Annotated in this window: 16 protein-coding genes and 1 pseudogene; 5 read left to right on the top strand and 12 right to left on the bottom strand. The window is 73.0% G+C overall.

Going from position 1 to position 25,134, the window contains the following annotated elements; genetic code table 11:
• Positions 1 to 276 precede the first annotated feature (276 nt).
• Positions 277 to 945, top strand: coding sequence for a zf-HC2 domain-containing protein (locus ABZ354_RS27905; protein ID WP_358661359.1), 669 nt, complete (start codon positions 277 to 279; stop codon positions 943 to 945).
• 24 nt (positions 946 to 969) lie between these two features.
• Here ABZ354_RS27905 and ABZ354_RS27900 read toward each other — a convergent pair whose 3' ends face one another.
• Positions 970 to 1,833, bottom strand: a complete 864-nt coding sequence (locus tag ABZ354_RS27900) for a DNA-formamidopyrimidine glycosylase family protein (RefSeq protein WP_358661357.1) — start codon at positions 1,831 to 1,833, stop codon at positions 970 to 972.
• A gap of 31 nt (positions 1,834 to 1,864) precedes the next feature.
• Positions 1,865 to 4,003, bottom strand: a complete 2,139-nt coding sequence (locus tag ABZ354_RS27895) for a SpoIIE family protein phosphatase (RefSeq protein ID WP_358661355.1) — start codon at positions 4,001 to 4,003, stop codon at positions 1,865 to 1,867.
• Positions 4,004 to 4,233: 230 nt separating this feature from the next.
• Here ABZ354_RS27895 and ABZ354_RS27890 point away from each other — a divergent pair, with 230 nt between their 5' ends.
• The gene (locus tag ABZ354_RS27890; RefSeq protein ID WP_358661353.1) at positions 4,234 to 5,661 is read left to right on the top strand and encodes a lipase maturation factor family protein; all 1,428 of its coding nucleotides are present in this window, start codon (positions 4,234 to 4,236) and stop codon (positions 5,659 to 5,661) included.
• A 61-nt stretch (positions 5,662 to 5,722) separates the two neighbouring features.
• On the opposite strand, the gene ABZ354_RS27885 is transcribed toward ABZ354_RS27890, so the two are convergent.
• Entirely contained in the window at positions 5,723 to 6,751 is a 1,029-nt protein-coding gene (locus tag ABZ354_RS27885; protein WP_358661351.1) for an aldo/keto reductase, read from the bottom strand.
• A 136-nt stretch (positions 6,752 to 6,887) separates the two neighbouring features.
• Positions 6,888 to 9,926 carry a glycoside hydrolase family 38 C-terminal domain-containing protein gene (locus ABZ354_RS27880; RefSeq protein ID WP_358661349.1) on the bottom strand — a complete coding sequence of 1,013 codons (3,039 nt, stop codon included), beginning with the start codon at positions 9,924 to 9,926 and terminating at the stop codon, positions 6,888 to 6,890.
• Positions 9,927 to 10,186: 260 nt separating this feature from the next.
• Between ABZ354_RS27880 and ABZ354_RS27875 the strand changes: the two are divergent.
• A pseudogene (locus ABZ354_RS27875) lies at positions 10,187 to 10,527 on the top strand (amidase family protein); the annotation flags it as partial.
• Here the strand turns inward: ABZ354_RS27875 and ABZ354_RS27870 are convergent.
• From ABZ354_RS27870 to ABZ354_RS27840, 7 genes are all read right to left on the bottom strand, one after another.
• Entirely contained in the window at positions 10,508 to 10,990 is a 483-nt protein-coding gene (locus ABZ354_RS27870; protein WP_358661347.1) for a GNAT family N-acetyltransferase, read from the bottom strand. The pseudogene ABZ354_RS27875 and the gene ABZ354_RS27870 sit on opposite strands and share 20 nt — an antisense overlap.
• Positions 10,991 to 11,036: 46 nt before the next feature.
• Positions 11,037 to 11,210: a hypothetical protein gene (locus tag ABZ354_RS27865; RefSeq protein ID WP_358661345.1), complete on the bottom strand. Its 174-nt coding sequence runs from the start codon at positions 11,208 to 11,210 to the stop codon at positions 11,037 to 11,039.
• A gap of 200 nt (positions 11,211 to 11,410) precedes the next feature.
• Complete coding sequence (locus ABZ354_RS27860) at positions 11,411 to 12,913, bottom strand: SDR family NAD(P)-dependent oxidoreductase (protein WP_358661343.1); 1,503 nt, start codon at positions 12,911 to 12,913, stop codon at positions 11,411 to 11,413.
• Between the two features lie 195 nt (positions 12,914 to 13,108).
• Positions 13,109 to 15,445 carry a GH92 family glycosyl hydrolase gene (locus ABZ354_RS27855; RefSeq protein ID WP_358661341.1) on the bottom strand — a complete coding sequence of 779 codons (2,337 nt, stop codon included), beginning with the start codon at positions 15,443 to 15,445 and terminating at the stop codon, positions 13,109 to 13,111.
• Entirely contained in the window at positions 15,442 to 18,066 is a 2,625-nt protein-coding gene (locus ABZ354_RS27850; RefSeq protein WP_358661339.1) for a PA14 domain-containing protein, read from the bottom strand. Before ABZ354_RS27850 ends, ABZ354_RS27855 begins: the two co-directional genes overlap by 4 nt.
• 356 nt (positions 18,067 to 18,422) lie before the next feature.
• On the bottom strand, positions 18,423 to 19,643 hold the full coding sequence (gene glgC / locus ABZ354_RS27845; protein WP_358661338.1) for a glucose-1-phosphate adenylyltransferase: 1,221 nt from the start codon (positions 19,641 to 19,643) through the stop codon (positions 18,423 to 18,425).
• Positions 19,644 to 19,775: 132 nt separating this feature from the next.
• Positions 19,776 to 20,579, bottom strand: a complete 804-nt coding sequence (locus ABZ354_RS27840; protein ID WP_358661361.1) for a ferric iron reductase — start codon at positions 20,577 to 20,579, stop codon at positions 19,776 to 19,778.
• A 318-nt stretch (positions 20,580 to 20,897) separates the two neighbouring features.
• Between ABZ354_RS27840 and ABZ354_RS27835 the strand changes: the two genes are divergently transcribed.
• Positions 20,898 to 22,121 (top strand): DMT family transporter, encoded by a 1,224-nt coding sequence (locus tag ABZ354_RS27835; RefSeq protein WP_358661336.1) that lies wholly within the window; start codon positions 20,898 to 20,900, stop codon positions 22,119 to 22,121.
• On the opposite strand, the gene ABZ354_RS27830 is transcribed toward ABZ354_RS27835, so the two are convergent.
• Positions 22,111 to 23,187 (bottom strand): peptidoglycan DD-metalloendopeptidase family protein, encoded by a 1,077-nt coding sequence (locus ABZ354_RS27830; protein WP_358661334.1) that lies wholly within the window; start codon positions 23,185 to 23,187, stop codon positions 22,111 to 22,113. The genes ABZ354_RS27835 and ABZ354_RS27830 overlap by 11 nt on opposite strands.
• A gap of 413 nt (positions 23,188 to 23,600) precedes the next feature.
• Here ABZ354_RS27830 and gndA point away from each other — a divergent pair, with 413 nt between their 5' ends.
• Entirely contained in the window at positions 23,601 to 25,046 is a 1,446-nt protein-coding gene (gene gndA / locus ABZ354_RS27825) for an NADP-dependent phosphogluconate dehydrogenase (protein WP_358661333.1), read from the top strand.
• The last annotated feature ends 88 nt before the right edge of the window (positions 25,047 to 25,134 follow it).

Raw genomic sequence — 25,134 nt, 5'->3', positions numbered from 1 at the left:
CTGCACACCTACAATCACCACCGCGGACACACCGCGCTGAAGGGCCAACCACCCGCCAGCCGCGTCCCCAACCTCACGGGTCAGTACATCTAGCCGGGCCGCCGGCCCGTGACCGCTCCGGCCCGCGCGGGATCCCGGAGGGACGACTCGCCGGGCGGGGCCGCTCCGGCTTCCCGGCCGCGTCGTGGGTTCCTGCCTTGAATGATTCGGCCGCCGGGTGCGTACGGGTGGGGGCAGTCAGCACCCCACCCGCACCCGACGGCACGAGGATTCGGCATGAGGTCCCTGGAACGGCATCGCGACGTCGGCGCGTACGCGCTCGGCGTGCTGGACGAGGCGGAGGCCTTCCGTTTCGAGGACCACCTCCTGGATTGCGCCGGCTGCACCGCCCAGGTGACCGCATTCGCGCCGACCACCCGCCAGTTGCTGCTCTACCGGCGGGCCACGCCCCGCTTCGTCACCCCGGTCGCGCCGGTCGTGCGGGCCGGCGGCAGGCTGCTGGACCGTCTGCTGTCCGAGCTCGCCGCCCGGCGCCGCGCAGGACGCCGCCGGACGCTGTACGCGACGGCCGCCGTGGTGGTGGTCGCCCTGGCCGGGCCCGCCGCCGCGCTGCAGGCACAGGGCGGGCCGTCACCACTGCGGATCACGGCGACCGACGAACGGTCTGGGGTGTGGGCGCGGCTGACGGCCGGGAACGCGCCGTGGGGCAGCGCCGTCGAACTGACCGTCAAGGACGGCGCGGGCCCGCGCGCCTGCCGGCTGATCGCGGTCGGCCGGGACGGCTCGCGGGAGACGGTCACCGGCTGGCGCGTCCCGCGGCACGACGCCCGCCCCCACACCGTGCGCGGCGGAGCGGCCCTCCACCCCGCGGACGTCGCACGGTACGAGGTGCGCGGCGCGGCCGGGGAACACCTGGTGACGCTGCGTCCGCCGCGGGACCGGTGAGCCGGGCCACGACGGACCCGCGCGTCACTTGAGGAACCGGGACAGCCTGCGGTCCGCGAGAGACCTGCCGCCGGTCTGGCAGGTCGGGCAGTACTGGAGCGAGGAGTCGCTGAAGGACACCTCGCGGATGGTGTCGCCGCACACCGGGCAGGGTTCGCCGGTGCGCCCGTGGACGCGCAGGCCGCTCTTCTTCTCCGCCTTCAGCCGCCCGGCCGCCACGCCCCGGGAGCGTTCGACCGCGTCGGTGAGCGTACCGCGCAGCGCCTCGTACAGGCGGGTGGTCTCCTCGGGGGTGAGGGACGCGGTCGGTTTGAACGGGGACATCTTCGCGGCGTGCAGGATCTCGTCGCTGTAGGCGTTGCCGACGCCGGCGATCAGCCCCTGGTCGCGCAGGGCGCCCTTCAGCTGCCGTCGCTCACCCTTCAGCAGCGCGGCGAGCCGCGCCTCGTCGAAGTCGCCGGCGAGCGGGTCGGGGCCGAGGCGGGCGATGCCGGCGACGTCCTGCGGGTCCGCCGCGACGTACACGGCGAGGCGTTTCTGGGTGCCCGCCTCGGTGAGGTCGAAGCCGGCGCCGGTCTCCAGGGCGACGCGCAGCGCGAGGGGGCCCTTGCCCGGGCGGGGCGGGACGTCGGGGATGCGGTCCTTCCAGTGCAGCCAGCCCGCGCGGGCCAGGTGGGTGATCAGGTGCGGCCCGCCGTCCGTGGCGAGGTCCAGGAACTTGCCGTACCGGTGCACGGCCGTGACCTCGCGGCCCTCGACCGCGCTCAGCGGCGGGTCGTACGTCTTCAGGACGTTGATCGCCACGGGCAGCGCCCGGACGATCTCGTGGCCGACGAGGTGCTCGGTGAGGAAGTCCTTGAGCGCCTCGACCTCGGGGAGTTCCGGCATGTGTCCAGCGTGCCACCCGGGACGCGCGGGGTCAGGTCGGGCCGGGTCGGCCGTGGCTCTGCCCGGGCTCCTCCGGCGCCCGCTCCGGGGTGAGGAACTCGCTCCACACGCACTTGCCGCCGCCGCGCGCCTCCACGCCCCACCCGTCGGACAGCAGTTCCACGAGCAGCAGCCCGCGCCCGGACACGCCCTGCTCGCCCGGGTCGCGGCGGCGCGGCAGCGCGCTGGAGGAGTCCTCGACCTCGACGCGCAGCCGCCGGTCGGGGCCGGTGAGGACCCGGAGGGTGACGATCGCGGCGCCCTCGGTGTGCATGAGGGCGTTGGTGATCAGCTCGTCGGCGGTGAGTTCGATCTCGTCGGCCCGGTCGGTGGCACCCCAGGCGCGCACGGCGGAGCGGATCATGTGCCGGGCTCCGGTGAGGGCCTCGGCGTCGCCGGGTGCCACGTGCTGCTGGAGCCGCCCGCCGGGCTGCGGGGTGTCCGGCATCCGGCGGCGCAGCAGGAGCAGCGCCACGTCGTCCTCGCCGCCGCGTTCCTCGGCGACGTCGATGAGGAAGTCGGCGAGGGCGCGTACGTCGCCGGGTCCGCTACCGACGAGTGCGGCGAGGTCCCGTATTCCGTCGTCCAGGTCGCTGCCGGGCCGTTCGACGAGGCCGTCGGTGCACAGCAGGAGCGTGCAGCCGGGGTCCAGCTCCAGGGTGCCGACGGGGTACTCGAGGCGGTCGAACTCGGCGGACAGGCCGAGCGGCAGGCCGCCCTCGACGGGGACCCGGCGGCAGGCCCCGTCGGCCCGGCGCACCAGCGCGTCGATGTGCCCGGCGCGCACGGCCTGGACGACGCCGGTGGTCAGGTCGGCTTCGGCGTACAGGCAGGTCGCGAAGCGGTCGGTGTCGAGTTCGTGCAGGAAGACGGAGGCGCGGGCCATCACGGTGGCCGGTGGGTGCCCCTCGGCGGCGTAGGCGCGCAGCACGATGCGGAGCTGGCCCATGACGGCGGCGGCGTGCGTGTCGTGGCCCTGGACGTCTCCGATGACGGCGCCGACCCGGCCGCCGGGCAGCGGGATCAGGTCGTACCAGTCGCCGCCGATGTCCCGGCCGAGGGTGCCGCCGATGGAGGCGGCGCGGTAGCGGACGGCGACGTCGGCGCCGGCCACGCTGGGGATGGTGCGCGGGAGCATGGCCTGCTGGAGACCCTCTGCGAGGTCCATCTCCTGCTCGTAGAGCATGGCCCGCTGGAGGCTCTGGGCGATGCCGGTGCCGAGGGCGACCAGGACGTTGCGGTCCTCGGGCGAGAAGCCGTGCCGGTCGCTGTAGAGCAGGCCCATGGCGCCGATCGGCCGGGTCTGGGCGATCAGGGGGAGGTAGGCGGCCGAGGTGATGTTCAGGTCGGCCAGGTGCGGCCAGAGGATCGGGTAGCGCTCGGCGAACTCCTCGGGCGACTCGATGAAGCGCGGGCTGAGGGTGCGGACGACCTCACTCATCGGGTAGGGCTCGTCGATCCGGGTGACGCGGGTGCCGGGCACGAAACTGCGGGCCGGGCCCTCGGCGATCAGCCGGATGCGGCCGGCCTCGACCAGGCCCATGACGAGGCTCGTGGCGCCCAGATGGGTGAGGCCGTGGGTGTCCTTGAGGACGTCGAGGACGTCGTCCACCGTGCGGGCGTGGGCGAGCGCGGCCGTCGCGAACTGCACGACGCTGGTCTGCTGCCGGCGTGCCGTCTCCAGGTCGGCGTGCTCGCGGCGGGTGGCGAGCTCGTCCAGTTCCTGGAGTTCCTGGGTGGCGTCGCGGAGGATGCCGACGATCCGGCGGGGCCGGCCGGTACCGTCGCGCCGGATGCGGCCCTGGACGTGGGTCCAGCGCAGGGTGCCGTCGCGGCGGCGGATGCGGAAGTACGTGCCGTAGCCCTCGCTGCCGTCCTTCATGGCGCGGGTGACGACGGCGTCCACCCGGTAGGCCTCGGTGCGCGGCACGCGGACGGCGAGGCTCTCCGCCCTGCCGTCGTACTCGTCGGGGCGCAGGTCGAACACCTCGTGCGCCCGGGCGTCCAGGTGGAAGAGTCCCGTGTCCAGGTCCCAGTCGAAGCTGCCGATGCCGTTGAGCGCCAGGATCGGCTCCGGATGGGCGGGCCAGTCGTCCGGGAGTGACAGGGCGCTCGCTCCCCGGTCAATCATGGGCCCGCCTTGCCAGCATGTGTCCGGTCCTCCTGTCGGGCTCACGCGTGCGCGACCGCAGGCGAGAGTTCCTTTATCCATTGTTCGACTTATTCGTTACTTTATTGTCCGCTTCGCCCGACGGGGCTGCGCACGCACCGCCGGGGTACGGGAAGAGTGACTCCCGGGAGCGATCCCGTCTCGCGGCGCGGCAGCCGCCCGCGCGTCACCGGCAGGAGGAGCTCACGGCCGTGGAGTGGTTCACCGCATCCGAGTACTGGCTGAGCAGGCTGGTCTTCCAGCGCGCACTCGCCGCCGTCTACCTGGTCGCGTTCCTGACGGCCGCACTGCAGTTCCGGGCCCTGCTCGGGGAGCGCGGGCTGCTGCCGGTGCCCCGGTTCGTGGCCCGGGTGCCCTTCCGGCGGGCGCCGAGCCTGTTCCACTGGCGTTACACCGACCGGCTGTTCGCGGCGGTCGCGTGGACCGGCTGCGCGGTGTCGGCGGCCCTGCTCGCGGGCCTCGACGGGTTGCTGCCGCTGTGGGGCGCGATGCTGCTGTGGCTGGTGCCGTGGGCGCTGTATCTGTCGGTCGTGAACGTCGGCCAGACCTGGTACGGCTTCGGCTGGGAGTCGCTGCTGCTGGAGGTGGGCTTCGCCGCCGTCCTGCTCGGCAACGACGAGACGGCGCCCCCGGTCGTCGTCCTGTTCCTGCTGCGCTGGGTCCTGTTCCGGGTGGAGTTCGGCGCGGGGCTGATCAAGATGCGTGGCGACGCGTGCTGGCGGAAGCTGACGTGCCTCGACCACCACCACGAGACACAGCCCATGCCGGGCCCGCTGAGCTGGTTCTTCCACCGTCTGCCGAAGCCGGTGCACCGCGTGGAGGTGGCCGCGAACCACGTCACGCAGCTCGTCGTGCCGTTCCTGCTGTTCACACCGCAGCCGGTCGCGTCGGTCGCCGCCGCGCTGATGATCGTCACCCAGCTGTGGCTGGTGCTGTCCGGGAACTTCTCCTGGCTGAACTGGATCACCATCGTGCTCGCGCTGTCGGCGGTGCGCTTCCCGGGCGACGCGCCGGCCGGGGTGCCCGGGGCGCCGCTCTGGTACGAGGTCCTCGTCCTGGCGGTCGCGGCCGGGCTGCTCGTCCTCGGCTACCGGCCGGTCCGCAACATGCTCTCCCGCCACCAGGTGATGAACCGCTCCTTCGACCCGCTGCACCTCGTCAACACCTACGGCGCGTTCGGCAGCGTCAGCCGCGTCCGCCACGAGGTGGTCGTCGAGGGCACCTGGGACGACGTACCGCGCGAGGACTCGGACTGGCGGGAGTACGAGTTCAGGGGCAAGCCCGGCGATCCGCGGCGCTGGCCGCGCCAGTACGCGCCCTACCATCTGCGGCTGGACTGGATGATGTGGTTCGCCGCCCTCTCCCCCGCGTACGCCGAGTCGTGGTTCGGAACGTTCGTGGAGCGGCTGCTCGAGGGCGACCGGGCCACGCTGCGGCTGCTGCGCCGCTCCCCGTTCCCGCCCGGCCGGCCACCGCGCTTCGTGCGGGCCCGGCTGTTCCGCTACCGGTTCACGACCTGGCGCGAGTTGCGGGACACGGGGGCGTGCTGGGAGCGGACGTACGTGCGGGAGTTCCTGCCGCCGACGCGGCTGGCGGGCGGTGCGGCGCGCGAGCCGTAGCGGACGGTCCTGGGCCGGGCTGTGCCGGAGCCGTGGCGCGGGCGCAGGGTGACGGCGCCGGTCAGGCCGGAGCGGTGGACGCGGGGACGGGCGCGTCGTGCGGGAGCAGGCCCTCCTCGCGCAGCTGGGCCCACAGGGCCGCCGGGACGGGCGCCCGGAACTGCTCGGCGCAGTCGTCGGCCTCGGCCGCGGAGCGGACTCCCACGAGGACGCCCGCGACGGCCGGGTGCGCGGCGCAGAAGGCGAGGGCGCAGGCCCGCAGGGTGGTGCCGTGGCGGTCGGCTGCCTCCTTCAGCCGCAGGGCGCGCTCCAGGACGGCCTGCGGCGCGGCGGCGTAGTCGTAGGTCGCGCCGGGCCGCGGGTCGGCCAGCAGGCCGGAGTTGAAGGCGCCGCCGACGAGCACCGAGACGCCGCGCCGCCGGGCGGACGGCAGCAGGTCGGTGAGCGCGCTCTGGTCGAGCAGCGTGTAGCGGTTGGCGCACAGCACCACGTCGACGTCCGTGTCGTGGACGAAGCGGGTGAGCATCGCGGTCTGGTTCATGCCGACGCCGATGGCGCCGACGACGCCCTCGGAGCGCAGCCGCTCCAGCGCAGGGTAGCCGTCGCGGAAGGCCTCCTCCGCGTGGTCGTCGGGGTCGTGCAGGTGGACGACGTCGACGCGGTCCAGGCCGAGCCGCTCCAGGGACGCCTCCAGGGTGCGGCGGATGCCGTCGGCGGTGAAGTCCCACACCCGGCGGTGCGTGGCGGGGACGGCGAAGCCGTGGGCGAGGTCGTCGCCCGCGGCACCGCCGTCGGCGGGTTCCAGACGGCGGCCCACCTTGGTGCCGACGGTGTACTCGGAGCGCGGGCGGCCCGCGAGGGCGGCGCCGACGCGGCGTTCGGACAGGCCGATTCCGTAGTGCGGCGCGGTGTCGAAGTAGCGGACGCCCTGCCGCCAGGCGGCGTCCACGGCCGCGTACGCCTGCTCGTCGGTCAGTGGCGTGTACAGGTTCCCGAGGGCGCCGCCGCCGAAGCCGAGCCGGCTGACGTGGACGCCGCCGCGCCCGAGGCGGCGCCGCTGGGCGACCGGGTCGTCTGCCGCGTCACTCATGCACCGGGCCCCTTTCGTTCGTCCACGCCACGCGTGCCGGAGGTACCGGCCGGCCGGTGTGCGCCGAGGCACCGCCGACGGGGCGGTACGTCCCCATGTACCCACGTCGGTACGGAGCCCCGGCGCACACGCGGGCTCATCCCCGGCTGAAGCGCAGGGTGACCAGCTCGAACGGCCGCAGGCTCAGCCGCACCCTGCCGCCCTCGCCCTCGCCCCCGCCCTCCAGCGTGGCGGCCGCGTCCGGCAGCGGGCGTTCCAGCAGGTCCGTCGCCGTCACGCCAGCAGCGTCGAAGCCCACCGAGAGCGTGCCGCGCACCCGGCTGCCGTGCGCCTCGTGCAGCCGGACCACCACGTCGCCGCTGCCGTCGTCCGCGAGCTTCACGGCCGTGATCACGACGGCGTCCCGGTCGGCCGTCACCAGCGGGGCGGTCCCGGCCGCGCCGGTCAGCCGCCGCTCGGGCAGGTTGACGCGCCAGCCCTCGCGCACCGCGTCGCCGATCGAGGCACCGGGCACGAGCGCGTGCCGGAAACGGTGCACGCCCTGGTCGGTCTCCGGGTCGGGGAAGCGCGGCGCACGCAGCAGCGACACCCGGACGGTGGTCGTCGTACCGCGGTCGCCGTCCGAGCGCACGGTACGGGTCACGTCGTGGCCGTACGTCGAGTCGTTGACGACGGCGACGCCCCAGCCGGGCTCCTCGAGGTGCACGAAGCGGTGGTTGCACGCCTCGAACTTGGCCGCCTCCCAACTGGTGTTGGTGTGCGTGGGACGGAAGACGTGCCCGAACTGCGTCTCGGAGGCGTAGCGCTCGGCGTGCAGGTCGAGCGGGAAGGCCAGCTTGAGGAACTTCTCCGTCTCGTGCCAGTCGACCTCCGTGTCCACGAGCAGCCGCCGCTCCCCCGGCGCCAGCGACAGCACCTGGGTGACGCGGGACGCGCCGAAGGACCGGGTGATCCGCACCGACCGGCCGTCCTCGCCCGGTGTGACCTCGTCGGTGCCGGTGAGGTCGGTGACGGTGTTCCGGTAGAACTTGTCGACGTCCCAGGCGTCCCACTTGTTCGGCAGGTCGGGGTGCAGCTGAAGCAGGTTGGCCGCCTCCCCGGGGGCGACGGTCTCGCGGTCGGCTGCGATGTCGTATGCCGATACGACCAGGCCGCGCGCGTCGATCGCCACCCGCAGCAGGCCGTTGTCGAGGACGTGCCCTCCGCCGTCGCGCGCGGTGAGCGTGGTGGGCGACCCGGCGTCGGCGCTCTCCCCGGCGCCACCGGCCGGGACGCCGGTGAGGGCGTGCGGGGCGGCGTTGAACAGCAGGGGCGTGTCGCCGTCGCCGGCCAGGGCGCGCTGGGCGGCGTCGACGATGCCGTCGAGCTCGGCGGTGATCCGCTCGTAGGTGGCGCGGGCCTCGCGGTGCACCCAGGCGATGGACGAGCCGGGCAGGATGTCGTGGAACTGGTGCAGCAGCACCGTCTTCCAGATGCGGTCCAGGTCCTCGTAGGGATAGGGGAATCCGGTGCGTACGGCCGCCGTCGCCGCCCACAGCTCGGCCTCGCGCAGCAGGTGTTCGCTGCGACGGTTGCCCTGCTTGGTCTTGGCCTGGCTGGTGAGGGTCGCGCGGTGGAGTTCGAGGTAGAGCTCGCCGACCCAGACGGGCGCGTCGGGGTACTCGGCGGCGGCCTTGTCGAAGAACGCCTTCGGGGTCTCCCACGTGACGGTCGCCGAGCCCTCGAGGTCGCGCAGCCGGGCGGACCTGGCGATCATCTCCCTGCTGGTGCCGCCGCCCCCGTCGCCGAAGCCGGTGGGTGCCAGGGAGTGCCGGGCGGCGCCCTTGTCCTTGAAGTTGCGGGCCGCGTGGGCGATCTCGGCGCCGGTCATGGCGCAGTTGTAGGTGTCGACGGGCGGGAAGTGCGTGAAGATCCGGGTGCCGTCGATGCCCTCCCACTGGAAGGTGTGGTGCGGGAAACGGTTGGTCTGCGACCAGGAGATCTTCTGCGTCAGCAGGTACTTCGACCCGGCCGCCCTGATGATCTGCGGCAGCCCGGCGGCGAAGCCGAAGGTGTCCGGGAGCCAGGCCTCGTCGTTCTCGATGCCGAACTCGTCGAGGAAGAACCGCTTGCCGTGCACGAACTGCCGCGCCATGGCCTCCGAGCCCGGCATGTTGGTGTCGGACTCCACCCACATGCCGCCGGCCGGCACGAACCGCCCGTCGGCGACCGCCTTCTTCACCCGCGCCCACACCTCGGGCCGGTGGTCGCGCACCCACGCCCACTGCTGGGCCTGCGACATGGCGAACACGAACTCCGGCTCGTCCTCCAGCAGCGCCGTCATGTTCGCGGCGGTACGGGCCACCTTGCGGACCGTCTCGCGCAGCGGCCACAGCCACGCCGAGTCGATGTGCGCGTGCCCGACGGCGCTGATGCGGTGCGCGGACGGCGCGGCGGGTGAGGCGAGCACACCGGTCAGGAGGGAACGGGCGCCGGCGGCCGTGCCGCCCACGTCCTGGAGGTCGAGTGCGTCCAGGGCGCGTTCCACCGCGCGCAGGATGTCCCAGCGGCGCGCGGAGTCGGCGGGCAGCTCGGCCATCAGCTCGCCGAGCACCTCCAGGTCCGTCACCAGGTTCCACACCGTCTCGTCGAAGACGGCGAGGTCCATGCGGTTGAGGGTGTACTGCGGTTCGCTGCCCGCGGTCTCCTTGTCGCCGAGCCAGGTCGGCCGGAACGGGTGCGGGCCGAAGATGACCGGGTTGGAGGCGGCCTCGATGTGCAGCCGCACCTCCTCGCCGCCCTCGGCGGGCGTGCCGATCCGCACCCACTGGTTGAGCGGGTTGACGCCCTTCACGGGGCTGCCGTCCGGGCGGTAGACCAGGCCCTCGCACTGGAAGCCGGGCATGTTGCCGTCGAAGCCGAGGTCGAGCAGCGCCTCGACGGTCTTCCCGGCCCACTCCTCGGGGACGGTCCCGGTGACCGTGAACCAGCTGGTCCCCCAGGGGGCGCCCCAGCGCGTGCCGACCGTGATCGGCTCGGGTACGGCGGCCAGCCCCTCGGCGACCGGCACGGGTTCACCGGGGGCGTGCCAGACCGCCACGTCCAGCGGCACGGACTCGGGATACACGGCGGGGCGGACTCGGTCGTCGAGGACCCGCCTGAGGCGGGCTTCGACCAGGTTGCGGTCGTCATGCATGCGGGCTGCTCCGTAGGGTCGTCCGTCGCCGGTGGGACGGGGGTGCCGGTGGTGCGTGACGGTCATGGGGCCGACGACTGAGACTGCTTTCCAGTGGCACCGGGTTCGAACCGTACCGGCGCCGTCCGGAAACCGGCACGGTACGGCCCCCCGACGCGGTGGCCCGGCGCGGGCACAGTTCTCCCTGTCGTACTCGCCGGTAACGGCGGGAGTCCCGCCGTCGCAGCACCCCGAGGAGCCCTGGTGACCACCTGGGCCGGCCGTTCCTCACCGAGCGCGACGTCCTGCTCACCCCGGCGCCGGCCCGCCGCTCCCCCGCGGCCGCGCGCCGGCACGGGCGGGGCCGGCTGCGCGACATCGCGGTCAACACCGCGTATTCGCCACTGACCCCGCCGTGGAACCTGACGGGCCGGCCCGCGATGTCCGTCCCCTTCGGCACCCTGCCCTCGGGCGCCCCCTGCGCCGTGCAGCTGGCCCCCTGCCCGTCCGGGAAGCCACCCTGCTGCACCTGGCCGGCCGCCCGGAGAAGCTGCGCCCCTGGCGACGGACGGCACCGCTGGACCGGAGCCCGGCGGGAAGCGCTACAGCCGGCGGTGCATGACGTGCAGCCCGACCCGGCCGTGCCGGGGATGGTCGAACGCGTCCGGGACCGTGCCCACGACGGTGAAACCGAGCGACGTCCACAGGTGTACGGCGGGGTTGGTCTCGACGACGGCGTTGAAGACCATCGCACGCCAGCCGGCGGCCCTGGCGGCCACGAGGACGTGTTCGGCGAGTGCGCGGCCGATGCCGCGGCCCGCGTGGTCGGGGTCCACCATGAAGCCCGCGTTGGCGATGCCGGCGGCGGGGCCCGCGTAGTTCCGGGTGACGTAGGCGGAGCCGACGACCGTGCCGGAGGTGTCCTCGGCGACGAAGACCTGTTTCGGCGGGTTCATCCACAGGGCGCGGGCGTCGGCCGGGGAGGTGTCCGGGTCCCAGGTGTAGGTTTCGCCGGCTGCGACGATGCGGTGCCAGAAGGGCCAGATCCGCGGCCAGTCGTCGGTGGTTGCTTCCCTGATCGGCATGGGTGTGAGTCTTGCACGCCCATGCCGGTCGCGATCGGGACGGCGGTCAGTCCACGCTGGGCAGGATGTGCGGTTCGGCGAGGTCGTCCTCGTAGCCCGCGAGCCGGATGGGGGCGGACCGGGCCCACACGTCGAGGCTGCCGATCTCGCCGGGGCGGCGCCTCGCACGTTCCGGGTCGTCCCTGGGCTTTTGCTCGCGAGTCGTCTTCTCCGGTGTCACCGCGCACTCCTTATGTGTCGGTCACCCAGCCGGTGTCCGTCGGGCACCAGGTTAACCAGATGAGCGGGGGTCCGCTCGATGTGGCAACAAATTGCCGGGGCGGGTACGGCAGGCGAGCCCCGCCCCGCCGCGAGGGTCGCGACGGGGACGGCGGCTGTCGCCCCGGCGGCCCTTGCGGGGTACGGCGGGCGCCCCGGCGGTCACCACTTGCCGGGCGCGTAGTCCTTCAGGAAGACGCCGAACAGGTCCTCGCCCTGCTCACCGCGCACGATCGGGTCGTAGACGCGGGCCGCGCCGTCGACCAGGTCGAGCGGGGCGTGGAAGCCGGCCTCGGCGAGACGCAGCTTGTCGAAGTGGGGACGTTCGTCGGTGATCCAGCCGGTGTCGACCGAGGTCATCAGGATGCGGTCGGTGTCGAACATCTCCTGGGCGCTGGTCCGCGTCACCATGTTCATGGCCGCCTTGGCCGCGTTGGTGTTGGGGTGACCGGCGCCCTTGTAGCCGCGGGCGAAGACGCCCTCCATCGCCGAGACGTTGACGACGTACGAGCGCCCCGCCGACGCCGCGCGCGCGGCCCGGGCCATCGACGCGCGGAGTGCGCTGATCAGGATGAAGGGCGCCGTGTAGTTGCACAGCTGGGTCTCCAGCAGCTCCACCGGGGAGATCTGCTCGATGCTCTGCACCCAGGTGTTGCTGTCCACGACGTCCGGGACGAGGCCGCCCGCGTCGATGGCGGTGCCGTCGCGGTGCCGTTCCACGCTGGCGTGTCCGGCGACCAGGGCGAGCTCGGCGACCTGCTGCGCGTCCAGGCCGCTGACGCCGACGGGCAGCGCGGTCAGGCCGTCGACCGCGCCGGAGCCGAAGGCGCCGATGACGTGGTGGGCGGGCAGTTCACCGGCCGGCAGCGGGGCGCTCTCGCCCTCGACGAGCGCGGCGTAGGCGGAGGGCAGGCGGCGTACGGTCTGGGTGGCGTTGTTGATGAGGATGTCGAGGGGGCCCTGCGCGGCGACCTGCTCCGCGAGGGCCACGGCCTGGGCGGGGTCGCGCAGGTCGATGCCGACGACCTCCAGGCGGTGGATCCAGTCCGCGGAGTCGTCCATGGCCTTGAAGCGGCGGATGGCGTCCTTCGGGAACCGGGTGGTGATCGTGGTGTGCGCGCCGTCGCGCAGCAGCCGCAGCGCGATGTACATGCCGATCTTGGCGCGTCCGCCGGTGAGCAGGGCGCGCTTGCCGGTGAGGTCGGCGCGGGCGTCGCGGCGGGCGCGGTTCTCGGCGGCGCACTTCTGGCAGAGCTGGTGGTAGAAGTAGTCGACCTCGACGTAGCGGGTCTTGCAGATGTAGCAGGAGCGGGGGCGCCGGAGTATCCCGGCGATGTGGCCCTCGCCGGTCCGGGAGGAGGGCAGGATGCCCTCGGTCTCGTCGTCGATGCGCTCGGCGGAGCCGGTCGCGGTGGCCTCGGTGACCGCCTTGTCGTGCGCGGTCTTGGCGGCGCGGCGCTCCTGGCGGCGGCGCTGCTTCACCGTGCGGTAGATGTGCGAGGTCGCCCGGCGCACGGCGATGGCGTCGGGGTGGTCGACGTCGATGGTGTCGAGTTCGTCCAGCACGCTGAGGCAGATCGCCAGCCGCTCGGGGTCGATGCCGGGGCCGTACGGCTGCTGGGGCGCCTCGTCCGTGGTCGCCGGGCCGTCGTCTGTCACCGTCATCGCTTTGCCGTTTCCCCTGATCACGTGCGTGGCGCTCCGGTCGCGCCCGCTGTCGAACGGGGGATTTTACTTCAGCGGCGGGCCGCGCCACCACATCCGGGGACCCGCGCCCCCAGCGGCGGTCCCGGGGGCCCGCCCCTCCGCGCGGCGCCGCGGGGTGCCGTGGGAGGGGCGGGACTCGGCGGACGCCGGTCGTCACTTCAGGGCGGGCGGCGCGGCGTCCGCCCCCGTGCCCCACTCCGAGGGACGCGGGCCGACCGTGAAGTCGAGCGCGCGGACCGAGCGAAGCGTGTCCGTCGTCAGATACGTCCGGCCGTAGGACTCGCCGTCGGCGCGGGCCGACTGGATGTAGCGGTCGGTGTCCGAGGTGCCGGGCGCGGTGACGGTGAGCGCGCCGTGCGGGTAGTAGCGGCGGTCGAGGGTGAGGTCCACGCGGTCGAAGACGGGCGTGGACAGGCCCCAGGTGGCGTGGCCGGGCTGGACCGGGAAGACGCCGATGGACGACAGGACGTTCCAGGCGGACATCGTGCCCAGGTCGTCGTTGCCGGTCATGCCGGTCGGGGTGTCGGTGAACAGGGTGAGCGCCGCGTGCACCACGTCGGTCGTCTTCCAGGGCTGCCCGGTCGACAGGTAGGTGTACGGGGCGATGAGGTCGGGCTCGTTCTGCGGGTTGTACTTGTCGGCGTTGTAGTAGTCGTACGGCCCGTTCACCCACACCTCGCGGGCGGTCTTCGCCGGGGCGGCGAGCAACTGGTCGTAGGCGAAGAAGGAGTCGAGCCGGTCGTTGGTGGCCCGCTTGCCTCCGATCAGGCCGATCATGCCGGGCAGGTCCTGCGGCACGAGCCACTGGTACTGCCAGGACGTGCCCTCGTGGAAACCCTCACTCTGCGCCGGGTCGGCCGGTCCGGTGAAGGCGCCGGAGGCGTCGCGGGCACGGAAGAAGCCGGTCGAGGGGTCGAAGACGTGGCGGTAGCTCTGCGCGCGGGCCGCGTAGCGCTTCGCGTCCGCATGGTGGCCGAGGTCGCGGGCGAACTGCGCGAGCATCGCGTCCGACAGGGCGTACTCCAGGGTGGCGGAGGCGCCGTGGTCGTAGTCGGAGTCGCCCGGCTTGGCGTGCGGCCGGCCCTTGACGTACGGGGCGAAACCGTCGGCGAGGTACTCCCGGTTGGCCTCACGGCCCACGGCGGGCGAGTCGGCGGGGGGCACACCGTCGGCGTTCTTCTTCAGCGCCCGGTAGGCCCGCTCCTCCCAGCCGTGCAGCAGGCCCTGCTGGTGGGCGTTGGTGAGGAACGGTGTGACCGGGTCGCCGGTCATGATGTTCGTCTCGACCGTGCCGTAGCCCCACTTGGGCAGCCAGCCGCTCTCCTCGTCGATCCTGATGACGGAGATCGCCATGTCGCGGGCCTCGCGGGGCGCGAGCAGGGAGAGAAGCTGGGACTGGGTGCGGTAGGTGTCCCACAGGGACCAGTTCTGGTAGTACGTGAAGCCCTGCGCGCGGTGGGTCTTCCGGTCCCAGCCGGTGTAGCGGCCGTCGGTGTCGCTGCCGATGTTCGGCGCGAGGAACGACCGGTACAGGGACGAGTAGAAGGTGCGCCGCAGGGTCTCGTCGCCGCCCTGCACGCGTACGTCGTCCAGGCGGTCCTCCCAGGTGCGGGTGGCCGCCTCGCGCACCGCGTCGAAGGAACGGCCGCCCTCCGCGCGGAGGTTGCCCGCGGCGCCGCGCGCGTCCACGTACGACAGGGCGGTCGTCGCCTCGACGGTGCGGTCCTCGCGGGTGTCGAAGCGGACGTAGGCGCCGTCGCCCCCGGTGTCCGAACCGGCGGTGACCTTGCCGTCGTCCCAGGTGCCGTGCGCGGTGAACGGCCGGTCGAAGCGGGTGATCGTGTAGACGGTGTACGGCTCGGTGTCCTGGCAGAAGCCGCTGCCGGTGATCGCGGTGCGCACGGTGCGGCTGTCGAGGATCTCCACCTCGGTGTCCGCCGTGCGGTGCAGCGACTGGCCGGCGTTGAGGAGGACGTTGGCCTTGTCGGTGGCGGGGAAGGTGTAGCGCTGCACGCCGGTACGTTCGGACGCGGTGAGTTCCGCCTCGACGCCCGTGTCCAGGCCGACGCGGTAGTAGCCGGGGCTGGCTTCCTCGTCGTCGTGGCCGAACCCGGCGGCGTATGTGGCGTAGTCGGTCTGCGTGACGTCGCCCGTGGTCGGCAGGACGGGCAGGTCGCCGCCGAGGCCGCAGCCGACGCCCGACAGATGGACCAGCGAGAAGCCGCGGATGTGGTCGTCGGAGTGGTCGTAGCCGGTGTTGTGACCGGTGTCCGGGGAGAACTGCACCATGCCGAACGGCACGGCGGCCCCCGGGTAGGTGTTGCCCTCGTTCTCCGTGCCGATGAACGGGTTCACCAGCTCGGTGAGCCGCGTGCCGGAGGGCGGGGCGTCGGAAGGGGTGTCGGCGGCCCGGGCCGCCGGTGCGGCGAGCAGCATGATCGCTGTCGCCGCACCGGCCGTGCCCCGGCGCAGACGCCGGGTGATTCTCATGTCGCGTTTCCTCCGGTGGCCGGGCAGCCCGCGGGCGTCGCCTGCGACGCGTCGCGGATCAGGGCCTCGTGTGCGGCCTTCAGGCGTGCGGTGTCGGGCTTGAGCACCTTGCGGTCGTAGGTGAGCAGGCCGTTCAGCTCACCCTCGACATCCGTGATCTGGGTGTAGACGGCGCCGTTCCCGCCCTTGCAGACCAGGGCGCGCACCTCGTCCAGCTTGCTCAGGTAGTCGTCGGTGTAGGTGGCCGGGTCGACGTCGACGTACGACTGCTGCACCGACCAGGCGTGGCCGGGCACCGCGAGGCCGAGGCCGCCGTACTCGCCGCTGATCAGGGCGCGTTCACCGTCCGGGTGGGGTGGCAGGGCCGGGCTCGGGTAGCCGTGCTCGTCCATGATGTCGCCCGCGTCGCCGTCCGAACCGAGGTTCAGGCCGGACTGGTTGTTGACGAGCCGGGTCGGGTCCCAGGCCTTGGCCTGCTCGGCGACACGGCCGATGTCGTACTGGCCCCAGCCCTCGTTGAAGGTGACCCACATGACGATCGACGGGCTGCTGATGTGCTCGTCGATCATCTCCTTCATCTCCCGCTCGTACTCGGCGCGCGCCTCGGTCGACGGGTCGACGCCCGCGGTCATCGCGGGCATGTCCTGCCACACCAGCAGGCCCAGCCTGTCGGCCCAGTAGAACCAGCGGTCCGGCTCGACCTTGATGTGCTTGCGCACGGAGTTGAAGCCGAGCTGCTTGTGCACCTTGAGGTCGTGGGCCAAGGCCTCGTCGGTGGGCGCGGTGTGCAGGCCGTCCGGCCAGAAGCCCTGGTCGAGGGTGGCCATCAGGAAGACCGGCTTGCCGTTGAGGACCGTGCGCGGCACGCCGTTGATCTTCTCCACGGCGATGGACCGCATACCGAAGTAGCTGCTCACGCGGTCGCTGCCGACGGTCACCTTCAGGTCGTACAGAAAGGGATCGTCGGGCGACCACAGGCGCGGGTCGTCGATGGTCAGGGTCAGCGGCCCGCCGGTGCGGCCGGTGGCGGTGGCCACCCGCTTCTTCCCCTCGTACGCCGTCGCCGTGACGGGTACGCCGGAGCGGACGCCCTTCGCCTCGACGGTGAGGGTCTTCTTCACGACGTCGGGGATGAGCTTGAGGGAGTCGACGTGGTCGGTGGCGACCGGCTCCATCCACACCGTCTGCCAGATGCCGGAACTGGGCGTGTACCAGATGCCGCTCGGGTCCAGGCGCTGCTTGCCCATTGGCGGGTTCTCGCCGTCGGACGCGTCGGTCGGGTCGTACACGCCAACGATGAGTTCCTGCGTGGCACCCGGCTTCAGGGCGTCGGTGACGTCGGCGCCGAACTTGTCGTAGCCGCCCTTGTGGTCGGCGACCTTCGTGCCGTTGACGTACACCTCGGACTTCCAGTCGACCGCGCCGAAGTTCAGCTTGAGGCGCTTGCCCGAGCCGATCTCCCAGTCGGCGGGCACGGTGAAGGTGCGGCGGTACCACATGCGGTCCTCGTGCCGCTCGACGCCCGACAGCTGCGACTCGACCGGGTACGGGACGAGGATGCGCTCGGCGAGGTCCTTGCCCACCGGCGGCTGTTCACCGGCCTCGGCGGCGGCGAACTGCCACTGGCCGTTGAGGTTGCGCCACTGGGTGCGGGTCAGCTGCGGGCGCGGGTACTCGGGGTGGGCGTTGTCCGGCCCCACCTCGTCGGCCCACGTGGTGCGCAGCTGGTACGTCGAGTGGTTGGGGCCGCTGCTCCAGAAGCCCTTGACAACGTTGCCGTCCGTACCGGTGAGACCGCCGTCCCCGTCGTAGCGGATGTCGGCGGTGCCCGGCGCGGTGCCGGTCTTGTTGCCGACGACGGGCTGTTCGAGGGTGACGAGCAGCGCCTTCGGGTCGTCCGGGTCCGGCCGGGCGTCGCCGAGCGGCCACTTCGCCCCGCCGATCACCGCTTCGAGGTGGTCGGCGAGGCCGGCCGGCGGTGCGGCGAGGGACTGCGCGAAGTCCAGCTTGAGGGTGCGGCCGGAGGCGAGGACGGTGGCGGCGGTGGCGCCGTCGTAGTCCCAGCCGTCGGGCAGGCGGAACGCCGACTGCGGGACCGGTTCCTTGGCTCCGCCGGGTTCGGTCCAGCGCAGGTGGAGGTTGGAGCCGCCGAAGTGCTCGAAGTACTCGACCTTGATGTCGTAGGCCGTGCCTGCGGTCAGTTCCACGGGCTCGGCGGTCTGTTCGCGGTCCCAGTCGTCGACCCAGTGGTCGATGGCGAGCCGGCCGTCGACCCACAGGCGGAAGCCGTTGTCGCCGGTCATCGAGAAGGTGTGCGGGCCGGTTCTCTCCGGCACGATCTTCCCGGTCCAGCGCACGCTCGCGTCGTCCGAACGGCCGGTGGCGAAGGCGAGGCGCGACTCGAGGTTGGCGAAGTCGATGTTCCGGTCGAATCCGGTGGCCTTCAGCTCGTGGAAGTCGAAGGCGCCGGGGGCGGACTGCGTGTAGTACTCGCCCTTCAGGCCGTGCACTCCGGACGCCGGGTCGGCGGCGGACGCGGACGGCACGGCGGTGAGTCCCGCGAGGCCGAGAGCGGCGGCGAGCAGGAGCGCGAGCCTGGTTCTGAGGTGTCTGGAGCGCACGAATCCTCCGTCTTGGGGGGTGGCGGAAGGTGGTGGTTTTCGTCCTGGTGGCGCGGGGTGGGGGGTTGTGTGCTGTGCGATGAAGGGAGTTTGTGTGTGTTGTTGGGTGATACAACGTTGTCAGCGACGGGCAGTGGCATGACAACACGGATTCCGCGTGCCGTCCAGGGACATGACACGCGAAGGGTGAAGTCCCGTCCTCGGCGCGGACGGGACCCCGACGCGGACGCCCCCGGCCTCGCCCCGAGCAGGGCGCGTGCGGCGCTCCTCGCGCGCGCGGTGCGCGGCAGGGACGGACGACGGCAGGGACAGCGGGAGGGCGGGGAGGGGGCACGGTCCGCGGCACCCGACGGGGCCTACGACACCTTCTGTCCCTTCCCGAGGGCGATCACCCCGCCCTCGGACACCGTGTACAGCTCGGCGTCCCGCTCCGGGTTGACGCCGATCGTCGCGCCCGGCGGCACCTGGACGTTCTTGTCCAGCACCGCGCCCCGCACCACCGCGCCGCGCCCGATGTGCACGTTGTCGTGCAGCACCGACCCCTGCACCACCGCACCCGGGTCGACCACGACACCCGGCGACAGCACCGACCTGGTCACCTGACCGCGGATCAGGCAGCCCGCGCTGATGATGGACTCGCTCGCGATGCCGCCCGCGTTGAAACGGGCCGGCGACAACTGCGACGAGTGCGTGTAGACGGGCCAGCTGCGGTTGTAGAGATTGAACGCGGGCCGCTCGGCGATCAGGTCCATGTGCGCGTCGTAGTACGCGTCGACGGTGCCGACGTCCCGCCAGTAGCCCTGGTCACGGCTGGTCTCGCCGGGCACGTGGTTCGTACTGAAGTCGTACAGTCCGGCCTCGCCGCGCGCGGTGAGCTGCGGCAGTATCGAGCCGCCCATGTCGTGCGCGGAGTCCTCGTCCTCGGCGTCCCGCCGCAGCGCCTCGACCAGGGCCCCGGTGGTGAAGATGTAGTTGCCCATCGACGCGAACACGCGCTCCGGGTCGTCCGCGAGGCCCGGCGGGTCGGCGGGCTTCTCCAGGAACCGTTGCACCGTCCGCCCGTCCGAGCCCGGTGTGATCACCCCGAACGCCGACGACTCCGTACGCGGCACCCGGATCCCGGCGACCGTCACGCCCGCGCCGCTCTCGATGTGCTGGGCGAGCATGTGCCGCGGGTCCATGCGGTACACGTGATCGGCGCCGAAGACCGCCACGTACTCCGGCTGCTCGTCGTGGATCAGGTTCAGCGACTGCAGGATCGCGTCGGCGCTGCCCGCGTACCAGCGCGGGCCGAGGCGTTGCTGCGCCGGGACGGGGGTGACGTAGTTGCCGAGCAGGCTCGACATCCGCCACGTGGTGGTGATGTGCCGGTCCAGCGAGTGCGACTTGTACTGCGTGAGCACGCAGATCCGCAGGATGTCGCCGTTGACGAGGTTGGACAGCACGAAGTCGACGAGGCGGTACGTCCCGCCGAACGTGACCGCGGGTTTCGCCCGGTCCGCGGTCAGGGGCATGAGCCGTTTGCCCTCACCGCCCGCCAGCACGATGCCGAGCACCGAAGGACCACCACGACGCATGGCCGCTCCCCTCACGTGGATTGCCGCACCTGCCCGGACACCGGCTCTGTCGCTCGTTCCGGTTCCGACCCGGGCAGACTAAGCCTGCCCGGGGATCTCCCGGTAGAGCCGCACCGTCCCGCCGGGAGGTTGTCAGGCATCCCGCCCAGGGGCTGTTCGGGTGTCGCGCGGGGGCCGGGTGAAGCAGCAGTCGCCGCACAGACCGCCGCCCGGGACGCGGTAGTACAGGCAACAGCTGCGCCGCCGGAAGGCCGTCGCCGTCGCGGCGCCTTCGCCGGCCGTGGCGAGCAGGGGGTGGCGCAGGAGTCCGGCCGCGAGGTCCCGGGTGCGTGCGGCGACATCCGTACGGCCGTGGCGGCGGGCCCAGCGGTCCAGTTCACGGGCGGTCCCCGCGAGGGCGGAGGCGGCGTTGCCCCACAGCAGACCCGCAGCCGGGCCGTACCGGGCGCGCAGGGCGCTGTTGAGCGGCGTGAGGTGACCGTCGAGGACGATCCGGGCAAGGCTCGCCGCGTCGCCGGGGAGCGGGCTCACCCGCGACAGCCACAGGTCGTCGGGGGCGCTGCCCTCGGGGTCCCAGCGCAGCAGCCCGGGACCGAGGTCGGGGACACTGCCGTACAGGGCGGCGCAGCCGAGGGCCACCGACCACAGGCGCGCGGCGAGGCCCTGCTGGGCGACGGACGCCGCGACGCGTGGCTCGGGGGTGCGCAGGGCGGCGCCGACCCTGCGGACGCGGACGGCGAGCGGGTCGAAGTGAACGTCCGGCGGCGTCCGGGGCGCGTATGTCCGGGCGAGCGTGGGCAGGTGGCGTCCGTGGACGCGGGCGGACGCGTCGGGGGCCGGGGAGGCGGGAATGTCCGGAGTGGTGGATTCCGGGGACGTGGGTTCCGCGGAGGTGCGGAGGACGAAGAAGCCGCCGAGGGTGTGCAGGGCGGCCAGTCGGGCGTCAAGGGCCGGGGTTCGGCCGCGGCCGGCGGCGGTGCCGGAGGCAGGGCCGGGGCCGGGGCCGGGGGCGGGAACTGGGGTCACGCAGAGCAGTAGTACCAGGGCCCCTGGGGGACATCCCCGCAGGGCATGGCGCGTTCGGTACCCACCCTGGGGAGGACGGCGCCGGGTTCGTACTCCATCGGGAGTAGGAGCCATTGACGCCTCAGGGACGACGACGGGAAGAAGCGGAGAGGGCATCGTGTTCTTCATGGCAGAAGACCCTTCGCCGCGTCGGGCCGCGCGCCCCCGCCTCACGCAGAGGAGCAGCCGATGAGCGCCCTCGCGTTGTCCGTGCTCCTCTCACTCGTCTCCGCCGTCGCCTACGCGGGCGGGGCGATCGTGCAGGAGCAGGTCGCGGTGTCCTCCGGGCAGACGTACGCGCCGCTGCGCCGGCCGGGCTGGTGGGCGGCGGTCGCCCTCAACGGCACCGGGGGTCTGCTGCACGTGGTCGCTCTCGCCTACGGTCCGTTGAGCCTCGTCCAGCCGCTGGGCGCGCTCACCATCGTCTTCGCGCTGCCCATGGCGGCGCTGTTCGTACGCCGGAAGGCCGGTGCGACGGCGTGGCGCGGCGCCATCATGGCCACCGTCGGACTCGCCGGTCTGCTGTCGCTGGTGGGCTCGGCCGACGCGCAGTCCCTCGACACCGCCCAGCGGGTGGCCGTCGGCATCGTCACCGCCGGGGTCGTCGTGGGCCTGATGATCGCCGCCCGCGCCGCGCACCGTCATCCGGCGGTGCGCAGTGTGCTGCTGGCGATCGGTGCCGGCATCGCCTTCGGCATGTCGTCGGTGTTCACCAAGACGGTCGCCGTCGACTGGACCGGTGGGATGACCGCCGGTGACGTGCCGTCCCTGTGCGCGATCGGCGTCTTCGCGACGGCGGGCCTGATGCTGTCGCAGGCGGCCTACCGCGGCGCGGGCCTCGCCGCTCCGCTGGCCACGCTGACGGTCGTGAACCCGTTGGTGGCCGCCGCGGTGGGCATCACGATGTTCGGCGAGACCTTCCGGTACGGCACCACGGGCACAGCGCTCGCACTGAGCTGCGGTGTCGTCGCGGCGGGCGGCCTGATCCTGCTGACGACGGAGCGGATCACGCGGACGGACGACGCGCAGGCGGAGGCGGCCCCCGGGACGGAGGGGGGCGCGGAGACGGGGCCGACACCGGCACCGGAGGCGGTGGGCGAGGACGACGACGAGCCGGCGCCCGAGCCGGCCCTGGAGCCGGGGCCAATGATCCCCGCGCCCGCCGTGCCCTCGGCGGTGACCGCCGGTCAGGTGCCCGCGGCGGAGCTGCTCCCCGTGTCCGCCGACGACCTGCCCGATCTGCTGCCGGGGGCGGCGCTCGTCCCGGCGACCGTGGCGGCCGCGGAGGACGTCGAGGGCGCCGACGACGACATCGACGAGGACGCCCCGCGCTTCGCCACCCCGTTCTACGGCAGCCCGTGGGTGCCGGTGGTGCCGGTCCTGGACCGGCACCGGGTACGCGTCAAATCCTGACTCCGCCGGCCCTGAGGTACGCCAACGGGTCGATGTCGCTGCCGAAACCGGGCCCCGTCCGCACCTCGAAGTGCAGATGCGGGCCCGAGCTGTTGCCCGTGGACCCCGAGCGCGCGATGCGCTGCCCCGCGCCGACCGTCTGCCCGGCGCGCACGGAGATCGCCGACAGGTGGGCGTACTGGCTGTAGCGCCCGTCGTCGTGCCGGACGACGACCTGGTAGCCGTAGGAGCCGCCCCAGCCCGCGCTGACGACCCGGCCGGCGGCGACCGCCTTCACGGACGTGCCGGTCGGGACGGGGAAGTCGACGCCCGTGTGGTATCCCTTCGACCAGGACGATCCCGCCTGGCGGTACGGCGTGCCGAGGGAGGCGTGGACGGGCGCGACGACGGAGTGGCCGGACTGACCGGTTTCGGCCTTGCGGTCGGGCCGCTCGGGTGCCGTCTTCCGGTGGCTGTCCCGGGGAGCGGCCTCGCGGGTGTCCGTGCGGCTGGCCTGCCGAGTGTCCTTCGCGCCGTCCTCGTCACGGTCCTGGGCGGACGGCTCGGGCCGGGGTGCGGACTTCGGCTTGGACTTGGACGAGGACCTGGGGCCGGTGGTCCGCTTCGCCGGGGCATCGGTCGCGCCGGCCCGCACGGACAGCCGCTGCCCCGGCAGGATCAGGTCGGGGTCGGCCCCGACGGTCCCGCGGTTGGCGGCGTAGAGGCCCTGCCAGCCGCCCTCGGCCTTCCGCTCCTCCGCGATGCCGGAGAGCGTGTCGCCGCTGACCACCGTGTACATCTCCGTACGGCCCGCCCGTGACTGCGGCGTGGTCTGCGGCCGTACGTCCACCCCGGACGGCGTGTCCCGCTGCTCACCGTCACCGACAGGGTGGACGTCGGGGGCGTCATCGCCCCGTGCGGGCCCGGCCGCCGCCACCGTGTCCACGGTGTCCATGTCGGCGGCCTGGGCGGCGACTCCGGTGCCGATGAGCGGGAGGGCGATTCCGGCGCCGCCCGCGGTGACGGTGAGTGAGGCGCGGTTGATCCTGTTCGGCTGATACCGGCGGTGCCGGCCGTTCACGGCCATGAAGCCCCCCATCGACATGCGTCAGGAGGGGCAAAAGTAAGCGGTGTGAAGATGGCGTGACAAGGCGGCAATCGGTCTACCCCGCGCGCCAAGGGACGGCAGCCGCACTGTGGTTGGCGGGTCGGCGCGGGCTGGATGCGGGCCGGTGCGGGGGCGGGCCGAGACGCCGGGCTCGTCCCTCACGTATGGGGCCGCGCGAGGGACCGTGCACGCGGCGCGGCCGGTGACCGCGGTCACCGGTGCCGCCGTGATCACGCGGTGTCCCGCCGGTGACGGCGCGGTGCCCGGCCGGTGATCGTGCGGGAGTCGTACCGGGACGTCGCGACGGCGGGCGGCCATACTGGCGCGCACGACCGGCAGCACACCCTTCGCAGGGCCCGCAGGACCTGCAGGAACTTCTAGGAGCAGGCGGCATGAGCACGAGCACTACAGCGCAGATCGGCGTCACGGGCCTCGCGGTCATGGGCCGCAACCTGGCCCGGAACTTCGCCCGCAACGGCTACCCGGTGGCCGTGCACAACCGGACGGCCTCGCGCACGCACACGCTGGTGAAGGAGTTCGGGGGCGAGGGCGAGTTCGTCGCGGCCGAGACCGCCGAGGAGTTCGTGGCGGCGCTGGAACGCCCGCGGCGCCTGGTGATCATGGTGAAGGCCGGCGAGCCGACCGACGCCGTGATCGAGGAGTTCGCTCCGCTGCTGGAGCCCGGCGACATGATCATCGACGGGGGCAACGCACACTTCGCGGACACCCGGCGCCGGGAGCGGGACCTGCGGGAGCGGGGCGTCCACTTCGTCGGCGCCGGTATCTCCGGCGGCGAGGAGGGCGCGCTGCACGGTCCGAGCATCATGCCGGGCGGCTCGAAGGAGTCGTACGACTCGCTGGGCCCGATGCTGGAGCGGATCTCCGCGAAGGCGGCCGACGGGGCTCCCTGTGTGACGCACGTCGGCCCGGACGGCGCCGGCCACTTCGTCAAGATGGTCCACAACGGCATCGAGTACGCCGACATGCAGCTGATCGGGGAGGCGTACCAGCTCCTGCGGGACGTCGCCGGGTACTCCCCCGCCGGGATCGCGGAGATCTTCCGCACCTGGAACACCGGCCGGCTCGACTCGTACCTGATCGAGATCACGGCCGAGGTGCTGTCGCACGTGGACGCGGCGACGGGCAAGCCGTTCGTGGACGTCGTGGTGGACCAGGCCGAGCAGAAGGGCACCGGCCGCTGGACCGTGCAGATCGCCCTCGACCTGGGCGTCCCGGTCTCGGGCATCGCGGAGGCGGTCTTCGCCCGCTCGCTGTCCGGGCACGCGGCGCTGCGGCGGGCCTCGCGCGGTCTGGCCGGCCCCAAGGCGTCGCCGCTGGGCGAGGAGGAGGCGGGCGCGTTCGCGGACCGGGTGGAGCAGGCGCTGTACGCGTCGAAGATCGTGTCGTACACGCAGGGCTTCCACGAGATCGCCGCGGGAAGTGAGGAGTACGGCTGGGACGTCGACCTCGGCGCGGTCTCCTCGCTCTGGCGCGGGGGCTGCATCATCCGCGCCGCGTTCCTGGACCGGATCCGGGCCGCGTACGGCGCCCGGCCCGACCTGCCGAGCCTGCTCGCGGACGAGACGTTCGCGCGGGAGATCGCCGACGCCCAGGACGACTGGCGCGAGGTCCTGGTCGCCGCGACCCGTCAGGGCGTGCCGACCCCCGGTTTCGCGGCGGCCCTCGCCTACTACGACGCCCTGCGCGCCGAACGCCTCCCCGCTGCCCTCACCCAGGGCCAGCGCGACTTCTTCGGCGCGCACACGTACCGGCGTGTGGACCGGGAGGGTTCGTTCCACACGTTGTGGGGCGGGGACCGGTCGGAGGTCGCGGAGTAGTAGCGGACGGGGCGCTGCGCGGGCTCGGCAAAGACACCTCGGCGACCGTGATGTCGGCGTCCAGGGTGCGCGGGTAGCGGTCGAGGTC

Origin of the sequence: Streptomyces sp. NPDC005925 (assembly GCF_040638805.1) — a bacterium.
In the GTDB taxonomy this organism is placed as follows: domain Bacteria; phylum Actinomycetota; class Actinomycetes; order Streptomycetales; family Streptomycetaceae; genus Streptomyces.
This window is presented reverse-complemented; position numbering and strand designations above follow the sequence as displayed.

Bases quoted from the DNA above. Each gene is read 5' to 3' on its own strand.
- ABZ354_RS27905 (WP_358661359.1), top strand. From the start codon at position 277: ATGAGGTCCCTGGAACGGCATCGCGACGTCGGCGCGTACGCGCTCGGC.
- ABZ354_RS27900 (WP_358661357.1), bottom strand. From the start codon at position 1,833: ATGCCGGAACTCCCCGAGGTCGAGGCGCTCAAGGACTTCCTCACCGAG.
- ABZ354_RS27895 (WP_358661355.1), bottom strand. From the start codon at position 4,003: ATGATTGACCGGGGAGCGAGCGCCCTGTCACTCCCGGACGACTGGCCC.
- ABZ354_RS27885 (WP_358661351.1), bottom strand. From the start codon at position 6,751: ATGAGTGACGCGGCAGACGACCCGGTCGCCCAGCGGCGCCGCCTCGGG.
- ABZ354_RS27880 (WP_358661349.1), bottom strand. From the start codon at position 9,926: ATGCATGACGACCGCAACCTGGTCGAAGCCCGCCTCAGGCGGGTCCTC.
- ABZ354_RS27870 (WP_358661347.1), bottom strand. From the start codon at position 10,990: ATGCCGATCAGGGAAGCAACCACCGACGACTGGCCGCGGATCTGGCCC.
- ABZ354_RS27860 (WP_358661343.1), bottom strand. From the start codon at position 12,913: ATGACGGTGACAGACGACGGCCCGGCGACCACGGACGAGGCGCCCCAG.
- ABZ354_RS27855 (WP_358661341.1), bottom strand. From the start codon at position 15,445: ATGAGAATCACCCGGCGTCTGCGCCGGGGCACGGCCGGTGCGGCGACA.
- glgC (WP_358661338.1), bottom strand. From the start codon at position 19,643: ATGCGTCGTGGTGGTCCTTCGGTGCTCGGCATCGTGCTGGCGGGCGGT.
- ABZ354_RS27835 (WP_358661336.1), top strand. From the start codon at position 20,898: ATGAGCGCCCTCGCGTTGTCCGTGCTCCTCTCACTCGTCTCCGCCGTC.
- ABZ354_RS27830 (WP_358661334.1), bottom strand. From the start codon at position 23,187: ATGGCCGTGAACGGCCGGCACCGCCGGTATCAGCCGAACAGGATCAAC.
- gndA (WP_358661333.1), top strand. From the start codon at position 23,601: ATGAGCACGAGCACTACAGCGCAGATCGGCGTCACGGGCCTCGCGGTC.